We start from the raw sequence: 10,369 nt of genomic DNA, 5'->3' as shown, positions 1-10,369 counted from the left end.
TTTGCTCATATCACTTTGCATGGGGGTCACGCTCCATCAGATGTGTGGACAACGATGGGCATCTTACCCTCGTCGTCCGCCCCATTGAATCTTCTCCCGCAAGCGGGAGAAGGGGAATGCGATGAACAGCGCCCACATGCAATCAATCCTGCGCCTTGGCAAACACATAGCCCGCGCCGCGCACCGTGATCACGCGGCGCGGCTTCTTGGGGTCGTCCTCGATCACGGCGCGAATGCGCGAGATGTGCACGTCGATGGAGCGGTCGAACGCCTCCAGCCGCTGGTGCTTCAAGAGGTCCATGATCGCGTCGCGCGTGAGAACCCTGCCGGCATGGCGGGCCAGCGCCAAGAGCAGCTCGAATTGATGGCTGGTCAAGGCGCAGATCTCGCCGTCGCGGCGGGCTTGGCGCGCATCGACGTCGATCTCGAGGCGGCCGCAGCGCAGGATTTCCGCTTTCCGGTCGCCCTTGGCCCGGCGCAGTATGGACTTCAGCCGCGCCAGGAGCTCGCGCGGCTCGAACGGCTTCGGCAGATAATCGTCGGCGCCGAGCTCGAGCCCCACCACCCGGTCCATGGCCTCGCCGCGCGCGGTCAGCATCAGGATCGGCGTATCGGCCTCGGCCCGGATGCGGCGGCAGACCTCGAGCCCATCCATGTCGGGCAGCATCAGATCGAGGATCAGGGCGTCGAAGGCGTGCTGTGCCTGAGCCGCGATGCCCAAAGCCCCCTTCGCCGCAATCGTCACGCTGAAGCCCGCCCCGCCGAGATAGTCTTTCACCATCTCGGCCAGGCGAGGGTCGTCCTCGATCAGGAGAATACGGTCGGCCACGGGAGCATTCTAGAACGCATCGGCTTTTCCGAAAACCGCATACACTTTTCGGGCCGATGCTTTAACCACGATGCCACCCATGCCAGAAGCCTCTGCGCTCGGCCAGGAGCTCGGCGAGCTTCTGGCGCTGCTGCGGTGTCAAGGCTTCGGCCGCATCGCCCAAGGCCTGGGTGATGCGCTTGCTCGCTCCCTCCCACATCGCCATGTGCTCGGCGCGGAATTTTTCCAGCTCGGCGCGGTCGATGGTGGGACGGGTGAGGAGATCGCGCGCCCGCTCGCGAGCCTTCTGCCTCTCACCGATGAGCGGCAGAAGGTCCTTGAGCGCGGATTTCACGATGGCCCGCAGCTTGTCCTGCTGTTCGGTCGTGGCATCGATCTCGATGGCGAGATGGCGGATCGCGCGGTCGACATGGTTTTCGATCTGTGCCGGATCGGGCGGACCCCCCATCCATCCGCCGTGATGCCATCCGCCGGGTCCGAAGCCCGAGCCCCAGCCAGATTCCTCGCTCATGGCCTGGCTGACGAAGACGCCCGTCAGGCCCGAGGCAAGCACGATGATCAGGGTGAGCAACAGGCCACGCGCGCCGCGGCGCGGCGGGGAGGGCGGCGGGCCGTTATACGGCACGGGGAGATTGGTCTGGTCGGTCATGAGCGGTCTCCTTCGATGAATGTCGATAAGGTTTGGGCTTTGCGCTCATGACAGAGTGAGGGGCGCTCGTTTCGCGGGCTTCTCTCCATTGTAAAGTTTTGTGAGGCTTAGGCGCCGAAGCTTTCTCTGCAAAGCTCTCTTGACATCGTGGGCCAAAGCATGCGTTTTGGGAAATATCAGGATCGGACCATGTGCGCCCGCAGGCTCAAACCTTGCGGGCATTTGTTTGAACCCTTGGCTCGAGCCTCAAGGCGCGATGGCTTTATACCGAGTGGCCATCGCGCTTTGTCTTTGCTTTGATCGCTCCGGAGAACTTTTCCGAAATCAGCCGGTGAACCGGGCCCAGACGGCGGAGATGCGGTCGCCCCAGCCCAACTCGTGGAGATTGGGCGTGTCCGAGTAGAACGTGATGGAGGCGCCGCCGTCGTGGATATGCTCCCAGGCCACGCAATGGCACCTGGCAACCAGGACGGACGACATGATGTCGTTCCAGTCACCGCCGAACAGGCCGAGGCCGTCGTCGAATTGCATCATGTCGTCGACATATTCATCGGGCGCGAAGCCGGCAGAGTCGCCGCCATAGTTGACATGCTCGAAGATCCGCATGCCCAGATCAAGCCGCGGCTCGATGAGCGTGGGGGTCAGGCCGCCGGCGGTCAAGGCCGTCTCGACCTCGCTGCCGATCGCCTGCTGGGCGCTCCTGAACTGGCGCAGATGATGGTTGCGCATGATCGAGCGATCCGAGAACACCACAAGCGCCTGCCCACCGCCCTTCAGCGGCGTCGCCACATAGTCCAAGGGGCGGCCATTGAGCCGGGCGATCTCATTGTAGTCGACGCGCTTTCCGTCGAGGACGATGGGAACCGACGCGGCAGGCGCCTTGATCTCCGATCTCGCCGATGCGCCGGAATTTGCCGCGGCGCGGGCAAATTTTTCCTCCAGCGCCTTCTGCGTGCCGATCACACGCGGCTTGCGCATGCGCGCCTTGCTTTCGACGAACTGCTCGAGCGTGGTGATGCCGCGCTGCGACAATTCCTTAAGGGCCGTCCTCACTTCAGTCGTCATGGTTACCTCCAGGATGGTGGGTCAAGTCATCATGGACTGTGCTAAAGGCGGGCAGCATACGGATCGCTTACGGCACCTTTGCCGTCGTGGGAAATTTGAAGCACCGTCCTCTACCGGCTGTCCGGCAGCGTCGAGCCTCAATCGGGTGATTTCGACTTTGTGCTTCGGGCGCGACCTTTGCCGGCGGTGGCCGCGCGCGTCTTCACGTGGTCGATGAAGGCCCTGAGCTTCGGCGTCATCTGATGGCGGCTGGGATAATAGAGAAACACGCCCGGCGCCGTCGGCGCGAACCGGTCGAGCACACGCACGAGCTTTCCCGCTTTCACCATCTGGGCCGCGATGGGCTCGGGCACTTGCGCAAGCCCGGCATGTTCCACGGCGGCGCCCAGCATGGTGGGAAAGTCATGGGCGATCAGGGGACCCGAGACGATCGCCTCGACCGGCTTGTTGCCCTTGACGAACGACCAGGGCGCCACCGACCCGTTCGAGCGGCGCAGGCGCAGGCAGGCATGCTGGCGCAGATCCTCGATAAGCTCGGGCCGGCCGCGGCGGCGCAGATATTTCGGGCTGCCGACGACCACCAGCGGGAACGGCGGCGACAGCCGCACCGCGACCATGTCGCCTGAGATGAACTCGCCGAGCCTGATGCCGGCGTCAAACCCCTCGGCCGCGATGTCGACCAGCTTCTCGCTGACCGCGATCTCCACCTCGACCTCAGGGTAAGCCTGGCAGAAGGAGGCGATCAGCGGCTCGAGCAGGATGGGCACCACCGAACGCGGCACGGTGAGGCGCAAAAGCCCGGCCGGCCGTTGCCCGAGATCACGTGCCATAGCACTTGCGGCGATGAGCTCCTCGAAGGCGGGCCTGGCGCGCGCCAGGAACCGCTCGCCGGCCTCGGTGAGGCCGACACTGCGCGTCGTGCGGGTGAAGAGGGCGGCGCCGACACGCGCCTCGAGCGTGCGTACCGCCTGGCTGATCGCCGAGGGCGTGACGCCCAGATCCGCCGCCGCCTTGCGGAAGCTGCGGTGCCGGGCGACGCTCAGAAACGCCTCCACGCCGTCGAGCGCGCCGTGCCTGACTGTGAAGTTCCGCTTCATAGCCTGTCGAGATTATCGCCGATAGTCGCTCGCCGGAAGCGGTCCTATATCCGACGCGCAATTTACGGAGTCCTCTGATGTCGACGGAACTCGTCTTCCAAATCCAGCTCGTCCTCGGCTATGCCGCGTGGCTGCTGTGCCTTGGCGCCTATATCCTGCCCTGGCTCAAGTCGATGGAGAGCGTCGAGGCGCACCGCGCCATCGCCATGCTGCACAGCTTCCGCTTCTTCGGGCTGGTCTTCATCGTCCCGGGCGTCGTCGGCTCCAATTTGCCTTCGAGCTTCGCCCATTTCGCCGCCTATGGCGATCTGGCGACCGGCCTTCTCGCCATGCTGGCGCTGCTCACGGTCCGGATGCGTCCGCTCTTCTGGTTGTTCGTCGTCGCCTTCAACCTGGTGGGGACGGCCGATCTCATCTTGAACTATTATCACGCGATCGCGGTCGGCCTTCCGGCGCAAGCAGGAGAGTTCGGTGCCGCCTATGCGATCCCGATCATCTACGTGCCCCTCTTGATGATCACGCATGGCGTCGCCTTCACTTTGCTGATGCATCCTCGAGCCAAGGCGCCGTCCTGATGGTGACTTGATATTCCGCCACGTAAGTATCACTCTCTCGCCGCGCCTAATGTCATTCGCAAATCACAGGAGGTGTTTCAAAATGGCACCGTTCGCCTATGTGACGAATACGGGTTCTGGCACTGTCTCGGTGATCGATCTCGCGACCAACCTGGTGGTGGCCACGCCCGCGACGACCGGGGCACCCATCCGCGTGGCGCTGACCCCCAATGGCAAACGCGCCTTTATCACGAGCCGGCAGACCGCGACCGGCTCCTTCGTCTCGGTGCTCGACACCGCCACCAACACCGTCACGGAGACGATCCCGGATGTGACGGATTTCTTCATCGCCGGCATTGCGCTGACCCGCGACGGCAAGCACGCCTATATCGCCAATTCCGGCAATGACCACGCCGTCAAGGTGCTCGACACCGCGACCAGCCAGGTGACGGCCACGATCGACATGGACAATTCGATCGATGTGGCCGTCGCGCCGAACGGCAAGCACGCCTATGTGACGAGTTTCCAAGGCGTCACGGTGATCGACACGAGCACCAACACGGTGGTGGCCACCATCCAGGTCCCCAAGGGCTCCACCAGCACGACGGGACGGGGAATAGCTTTGAGCCCGGATGGCAAGAAAGCCTATCTGACGAATGGCGGCGCCAATGCGGTCTCGGTGATCGACACCCAGGCCCACAGCGTATCGGCCACGGTCGCCGTGGGCGCCGACCCGGTCGGCGTGGCCGTCACGCCCGACGGCAAACACGCCTATGTGACCAATCATGGCGCGGGCAACGTGTCGGTGATCGATACCGCCGGCAACACGGTATCGGCCACGATTCCCGTGGGGGCGGAGCCTTTCGGCGTGGCGATCACCGCCGACGGGAAACATGCCTATGTGACGAATGCCGCCGCGACATCGAACATTGTTTCGGTCATCGCCACCGCCACCAACAAGGTCGTGGCGGAGATCACGGTCGGCAACAAGCCCTTCGCGATCGCCATCACCCCGCCGGCGCCGGTGGCGGCATAGGGTCGTCAGCTCTATCGGTGCCTGCTATGGTCGATGAGGCTAGGCGCGGATAACCGGGGGAAGACCATGTCCAGTGACAGCACGCAAAAACCAATCCTCGTCGTGGGCGCGGGTCCTGTGGGACTGACCATGGCGAGCGAGCTCAGGCGCCATGGGGTGCGCTGCCGCCTGATCGACCGCGCTCAAGAGGCGCTTCCCTTTTGCCGCGCCATCGGCGTCACGCCGCGCACGCTCGAAGTCTGGGAGGATATGGGCATCGTGCGCGAGATGATCGACAGCGGGCTGTGGATCACGGGCTTGCGTTCGGTGATAGATGGCAAGCCGGCGCAGGAAGTTGTTGCGCCGCCGCTCGGCCTGCCCTTCGCCCAGCTGGGCCTGCCCCAATACGAGACGGAACGCCTGCTGACCGAGCATCTTCAAAATCTCGGCGGGGACATCGAACGCGGCACCGAGCTCGTCGCCTTGACGCAGGACAGCAACGGCGTCGCCGTCACGCTGCGCAAGGGGGAGGGGGCGACGGAAGAGGCGCGCTTCAGCTATGTCGTGGGCTGCGACGGCGCTCATAGCGCGGTGCGCAAGGCGCTCGACATCGGTTTCGACGGCGAGGCTTATCCCTGGCCTTTCATGCTGGGCGACGTGCACATCGCCTGGGATCTTCCTTACGGCATGGCGTTCCGGGCGGTAAGGCCGAGGCCAGATGGGCCGCCCGACATGTTCATCGCCATTCCGCTACCGGAGGCCGGACGATATCGCGTTTCCATGCTGGCGCCGGCCTCGCTCAATCCGGAAGGCGGCACGGAACACGGCATCCAGGCCGAGTTGAAAGGGCCGTCGCTTTCCGACCTGCAGGCCGTTGCCGACGATATGGTTCCCGCCAAGCCAAAGCTCTCCGACCTGCGCTGGTCGTCGGTCTTCCGTATCAGCATGCGGCTGGCGTCCGAGTACCGCAAGGACCGCGCCTTCATCGCGGGCGATGCCGCCCATATCCATCCCCCGACCGGCGGGCAGGGCATGAACACCGGCATCCAGGACGCCTACAATCTCGCCTGGAAGCTGGCGCTGGTGGTGCAGGGCTCAGGCCGCAGCGAGCTGCTCGACAGCTATGATGCCGAACGCCGCCCGGTCGGCGCCGATGTGGTGAAGCGCACCCAGGCGGCGAGCGAGAATTACGGCCGCGAGAAAGGCAAGGCGCCCGACCGCCTGGCCGACACGCAGATCCTGGTCTCCTATCGCGGCACGCCCTTCGTCGCCGACGAGCCGTCCTTGGCGACGGACGGACCTTTGGCCGGCGACCGCGCGCCCGATGTGCAGGGATTGGTCCGGTCGGGCTTCGGCTTTCCGCTGCGCCTGTTCGACATCATCAAGGGAACCGGCCACGTCCTGCTGATCCAGATCGACGATCGGGCGCAAACGGATGATGCGGCCGCCTTTGCGCGTGATCTGCGAAAGCAATGGGGACCATCGGTTCGTGCCGCGGCGATCACCCGGACGGCGGTGCCCGACATGCCGCAGCTCCCCGGTTATCTCGACGCCGAGGGCGGATTCGCCAAAGCCTATGGAAGCGATGCTCGCGCCGTCATGGTGCGGCCGGACGGATACATTGGCTGGCGCGGCGCGTCCTGGCGATCACCGGGCCTGGCCCAATATTTCGGACGGATCTTCGCGCGTCCCTCCTAAGCCTCAGTGGCGATGGTCCGGCATGCGCGGGACGCCGGGCGTCGATGAATGCTCGATGTCGTCGCCGACGATCGCGACCCAGTCATGCTTGCGATGCTCGTAGACGGAGAAGCGGGGCTTTGGAAATTGGAGATTGGCGAAGGCGCCGAGCGGCACGGCGACGAGACCCGGCCAGCCTTCGATCACATAGGTGACGGTCGATCCGCATTGGGGACAGAAGCGATAGGTGGCGCGATGGCCGCTGTCGGCGACGCGCTCCCAAATCTTCGCTTCGCCCGTAACCCGAACCTGGTCCTCCGGCCAGCGCGCCTGGACGGCAAAGGCGCTGCCCGAGCGCTTCTGGCAATCGAGGCAGTGGCACACCGACACGCGCACCGGCTCGCCGGTGCATTCAGCCGTGAGCTGTCCGCAGCGGCAGGTGGCCGTCCTCGTCGCGTCGGTCATGGCTCAACTCCTCGATCCTTTGATCGCATTGGCGCGCGCGGCATAGGTGATCCGCCCGTCGCTCGCCGCGGGCAGGCGCGCGCGCACCCGGCTCTTGAGCGCAGCGTGGTCTTGCGGGGAGAGCGCCGCGATGGTGGGGCCAAGCGAGGGCGACTTCATGCCGGTCATCCACCAGTCGTCGAAATCGGCGAAGGTCCGGTGCACGGTGATCTCGCGCGTCTCGACGTTCTCGAGCCCCGCCCCGTTCCACAAATCCAGCATCGCCTCCATGCGCGATGCCTCCCTTTGCGGGGGGCGTGGCGCCGTGATCTCCATGGCGCGCATCTCGATGAGGAGCGGTTCCAAGGGAAAGCCGCCACCCGGCATATCCCACATATAGGCCGCGACGATGCCGCCCGGCCGCACCACGCGCAGCATTTCCGCGACAGCTTTCGCCGGCTCCGGCACGAAGACGAGGACGAGCGCCATGATGGCGGCATCGAACCTGTCGGCGGGGAAAGGAAGCGCCATCGCATCGCCGAGGCGGAATTCCGCCAGGCGCGCGCCCGGACGGGTGCGGGCATAAGCGAGCTGTCCTTCCGAGGGGTCGATGCCCTGAACCTCCGAGGGGGCGCAGTTCTCGACCAGGAGCTCGGTGAAGGCGCCGTTGCCGCAGCCCACATCGATCCAGCGCAAAGCTTTGGGCGGCGCCAGCCAGTCGAGGAAGGTTTTTCCCGCAAGCCCGCTCCAGATCCCCATCATCTGCTCATAGGCCGCACCATCATCGAAACGGATTTTCTGTTCGCTCATGCAATAGCCTTTCGCCGGCTCATCTTGCGCCACAAAATCTGATTATACTCGAGCGGTGACGAGGAACACACAATGGAGACCGACCATGGATGACAAAGCCGCGGCAGCCCGATCCTTCGTGCGAGCGCCCAATGCCGGGTCCACGATCAGTTTCCTCAGCGTCACCCATCTCTACAAGGCGACCGCTGCCGAGACAGGCGGATCCTTCTCGCTCTGGGAAGCGGTGCTCCCGCCGGGCTCGGGCGCGCCGCCGCACACCCATTCGCGGGAAGATGAAGCCTTCTATGTGCTGGAGGGCGAGCTCACCTTCGACTTCGAGGGCGGAACGGCGCCCCAGCGCGTGGCACCCGGCGGCTTCTTCTTCGGCGCACGGGGCGTGCGCCATGCGGTCCGCAATCTGGGCGACAAGCCTGCCCGCGTGCTGATCCTGAGCGCGCCCAGCGTCGGCCTCGACCAGATGTTCGCCGAATTCGAAGCCGCCCATATCCAAGGCACGCCGGATTTCGCCAAGCTCATCGCCATCGGCGCCAAATATGGCGTGACGATCGAGCTGCCGCCGACTGAACGGTAATCACGTCACATTTGTCACTCCCGCCGTTCCGGGTTCCGCCTTAAGTGTTCTCGTGTGAGACGGTGAGAGCAGCGAGACGAAGGAGGCGAAGCCATGACCAATATGACGAACACCGGGAACCATCGTGTCCTTCCCAGGGTGCAATGGATCGCCGAACGCAAGAAGCTCCTGGCGCGCGAGAAGGAAGCGATGCGCCTCAGAGATCAGGTCGCCCGCGAGCGCCGCGCGCTGCCCTGGGTGCGCATCGACAAGGATTATGTTTTCGAGACGCCGGACGGCCGGCGCACGCTGGCCGAGCTGTTCGACGGCCGCCGCCAGCTCCTGGTGCAGCACTTCATGCTCGGCCCCGGATGGGAGGAAGGCTGCCCGAGCTGCTCCTATATGGCCGATCACAGCGACGGCATGACGGCCCACCTGGCGGAGCGCGACGTCACGTTCGTCGCCGTCTCGCGCGCACCTCTCGCCGAGATCGAGCGCTTCCGCCGGCGCATGGGCTGGCAGTTCACCTGGGTGTCGTCGCATGAGAGCGACTTCAACTATGATTTCGGCGTCAGCTTCACGCCGGAAGAGGTGGCCAAAGGCGCTATCGGCTACAATTACGGCACCTCGCCCCATAATGAAGAGGAGTTGCCCGGCATCAGCGCGTTCATCAAGGATGATGCGGGCGATGTCTTCCACAGCTATTCGACCTATGCGCGCGGCGTGGAAGTGATGATGGGCACCTATAACATGCTCGACCTCATGCCCAAGGGCCGCGACGAACGCGACGTCGATCACAAGATGGAGTGGGTGCGCCACCACGACCGTTATGAGCCGGGAACGGCCGCCGCTTCATGCTGCTGAGGCCCGTCAGACGATGAGGACCATGGGATTGGCGCTCGGCATTGTCTTCGCGGTCATAGTACTCGTCATCGGCCCGGCTGCCGAAGCCGGGTCGCCGGCGAAAAACATCGTGCTCGTGCATGGCGCCAATACCGACGGTTCGGGATGGCGCGGCGTTTATGACATTCTGACAAAGGACGGGTACCGCGTGAGCGTGGTCCAGCAGCCGCTCACCGGCCTCGCCGATGATGTGGCGGCGACGAAACGCGTCCTCGACCGGCAGGAAGGACCGGTCATCCTCGTCGGCCACAGCTATGGCGGCGCCATCATCACGGTTGTGGGCGCGGATCCCAAGGTCAAGGCGCTGGTCTATGTCGCGGCGGTGCAGCCCGACATAGGCGAAACGACCAGCGGGCTCGCCTCGTCGATGCCGGGAGAGGTGCCGGCGAGCGACCTGAAGCTGACCAAGGACGGCTTCATCTTCGTCGACTCGGCCAAATTCGCTGCCGACGTCGCGGCCGATCTGCCGCCGGCGCTGGCAGGCTACATGGCGAACGCACAGACGCCGGTGGCCGCCGCCGCTTTCGATGCGCCGGCGACGGTCGCCGCCTGGCGCGACAAGCCGAGCTACGGGATCATCGCCACCGAGGATAGGGCGCTCAATCCCAAGCTTGCACGCTGGATGTATGAGCGCTCGGGCGCCCAGATAACCGAGATCAAGGGCAGCCACCTGGTCTACATCTCTGAGCCCGAGGCGGTTGCGCGCGTCATCGAAAAAGCGGCCCGCGCTGTCGGCGAGGAGTAGAACGAAGCCCGCAGTGAAGCGCATCGGACAA

Annotated in this window: 12 protein-coding genes; 6 read left to right on the top strand and 6 right to left on the bottom strand. The window is 64.8% G+C overall.

Features of this window, described 5'->3' with window-relative positions; genetic code table 11:
• Positions 1-142: 142 nt before the first annotated feature.
• The 4 genes from DS839_RS06020 to DS839_RS06005 all read right to left on the bottom strand — a co-directional run bounded on the left by DS839_RS06020 (position 143) and on the right by DS839_RS06005 (position 3,640).
• Positions 143-829 (bottom strand): response regulator, encoded by a 687-nt coding sequence (locus DS839_RS06020; protein WP_119269361.1) that lies wholly within the window; start codon positions 827-829, stop codon positions 143-145.
• A 61-nt stretch (positions 830-890) separates the two neighbouring features.
• Positions 891-1,478 carry a Spy/CpxP family protein refolding chaperone gene (locus DS839_RS06015; protein WP_119269360.1) on the bottom strand — a complete coding sequence of 196 codons (588 nt, stop codon included), beginning with the start codon at positions 1,476-1,478 and terminating at the stop codon, positions 891-893.
• 324 nt (positions 1,479-1,802) lie between these two features.
• Positions 1,803-2,543, bottom strand: a complete 741-nt coding sequence (locus DS839_RS06010) for a beta/gamma crystallin family protein (RefSeq protein ID WP_119269359.1) — start codon at positions 2,541-2,543, stop codon at positions 1,803-1,805.
• Between the two features lie 137 nt (positions 2,544-2,680).
• Positions 2,681-3,640: a LysR family transcriptional regulator gene (locus tag DS839_RS06005; RefSeq protein WP_119269358.1), complete on the bottom strand. Its 960-nt coding sequence runs from the start codon at positions 3,638-3,640 to the stop codon at positions 2,681-2,683.
• A gap of 77 nt (positions 3,641-3,717) precedes the next feature.
• On the opposite strand from DS839_RS06005, the gene DS839_RS06000 reads away from it, so the two are divergent.
• From DS839_RS06000 to DS839_RS05990, 3 genes are all read left to right on the top strand, one after another.
• On the top strand, positions 3,718-4,215 hold the full coding sequence (locus DS839_RS06000; RefSeq protein WP_119269357.1) for a DUF8737 domain-containing protein: 498 nt from the start codon (positions 3,718-3,720) through the stop codon (positions 4,213-4,215).
• 82 nt (positions 4,216-4,297) lie between these two features.
• Entirely contained in the window at positions 4,298-5,230 is a 933-nt protein-coding gene (locus DS839_RS05995; protein WP_162918328.1) for a YVTN family beta-propeller repeat protein, read from the top strand.
• A 66-nt stretch (positions 5,231-5,296) separates the two neighbouring features.
• Positions 5,297-6,907 (top strand): FAD-dependent monooxygenase, encoded by a 1,611-nt coding sequence (locus DS839_RS05990; RefSeq protein WP_119269355.1) that lies wholly within the window; start codon positions 5,297-5,299, stop codon positions 6,905-6,907.
• 3 nt (positions 6,908-6,910) lie between these two features.
• On the opposite strand, the gene DS839_RS05985 is transcribed toward DS839_RS05990, so the two are convergent.
• Positions 6,911-7,351, bottom strand: a complete 441-nt coding sequence (locus tag DS839_RS05985; protein ID WP_119269354.1) for a GFA family protein — start codon at positions 7,349-7,351, stop codon at positions 6,911-6,913.
• A 3-nt stretch (positions 7,352-7,354) separates the two neighbouring features.
• Positions 7,355-8,140, bottom strand: coding sequence for a class I SAM-dependent methyltransferase (locus tag DS839_RS05980; protein WP_119269353.1), 786 nt, complete (start codon positions 8,138-8,140; stop codon positions 7,355-7,357).
• An 85-nt stretch (positions 8,141-8,225) separates the two neighbouring features.
• Here DS839_RS05980 and DS839_RS05975 point away from each other — a divergent pair, with 85 nt between their 5' ends.
• From DS839_RS05975 to DS839_RS05965, 3 genes are all read left to right on the top strand, one after another.
• Positions 8,226-8,711, top strand: a complete 486-nt coding sequence (locus DS839_RS05975) for a cupin domain-containing protein (RefSeq protein WP_119269352.1) — start codon at positions 8,226-8,228, stop codon at positions 8,709-8,711.
• A 102-nt stretch (positions 8,712-8,813) separates the two neighbouring features.
• Entirely contained in the window at positions 8,814-9,554 is a 741-nt protein-coding gene (locus DS839_RS05970; RefSeq protein ID WP_438816498.1) for a DUF899 domain-containing protein, read from the top strand.
• A gap of 22 nt (positions 9,555-9,576) precedes the next feature.
• Positions 9,577-10,338 (top strand): alpha/beta fold hydrolase, encoded by a 762-nt coding sequence (locus DS839_RS05965; protein ID WP_368911233.1) that lies wholly within the window; start codon positions 9,577-9,579, stop codon positions 10,336-10,338.
• The last annotated feature ends 31 nt before the right edge of the window (positions 10,339-10,369 follow it).

The sequence above is a fragment of the Taklimakanibacter deserti genome (assembly GCA_003574785.1).
The sequence above is the reverse complement of the archived record's forward strand: the minus strand, read 5'-3'. Positions and strand labels throughout refer to the sequence as shown.

Excerpts from the sequence above, each read along its gene's own strand:
- DS839_RS05965 (WP_368911233.1), top strand. The coding sequence starts at position 9,577 with ATGGGATTGGCGCTCGGCATTGTCTTCGCGGTCATAGTACTCGTCATC.
- DS839_RS05985 (WP_119269354.1), bottom strand. The coding sequence starts at position 7,351 with ATGACCGACGCGACGAGGACGGCCACCTGCCGCTGCGGACAGCTCACG.
- DS839_RS05995 (WP_162918328.1), top strand. The coding sequence starts at position 4,298 with ATGGCACCGTTCGCCTATGTGACGAATACGGGTTCTGGCACTGTCTCG.
- DS839_RS06010 (WP_119269359.1), bottom strand. The coding sequence starts at position 2,543 with ATGACGACTGAAGTGAGGACGGCCCTTAAGGAATTGTCGCAGCGCGGC.
- DS839_RS06000 (WP_119269357.1), top strand. The coding sequence starts at position 3,718 with ATGTCGACGGAACTCGTCTTCCAAATCCAGCTCGTCCTCGGCTATGCC.
- DS839_RS05990 (WP_119269355.1), top strand. The coding sequence starts at position 5,297 with ATGTCCAGTGACAGCACGCAAAAACCAATCCTCGTCGTGGGCGCGGGT.
- DS839_RS05980 (WP_119269353.1), bottom strand. The coding sequence starts at position 8,140 with ATGAGCGAACAGAAAATCCGTTTCGATGATGGTGCGGCCTATGAGCAG.
- DS839_RS06015 (WP_119269360.1), bottom strand. The coding sequence starts at position 1,478 with ATGACCGACCAGACCAATCTCCCCGTGCCGTATAACGGCCCGCCGCCC.
- DS839_RS06005 (WP_119269358.1), bottom strand. The coding sequence starts at position 3,640 with ATGAAGCGGAACTTCACAGTCAGGCACGGCGCGCTCGACGGCGTGGAG.
- DS839_RS05970 (WP_438816498.1), top strand. The coding sequence starts at position 8,814 with ATGACGAACACCGGGAACCATCGTGTCCTTCCCAGGGTGCAATGGATC.
- DS839_RS05975 (WP_119269352.1), top strand. The coding sequence starts at position 8,226 with ATGGATGACAAAGCCGCGGCAGCCCGATCCTTCGTGCGAGCGCCCAAT.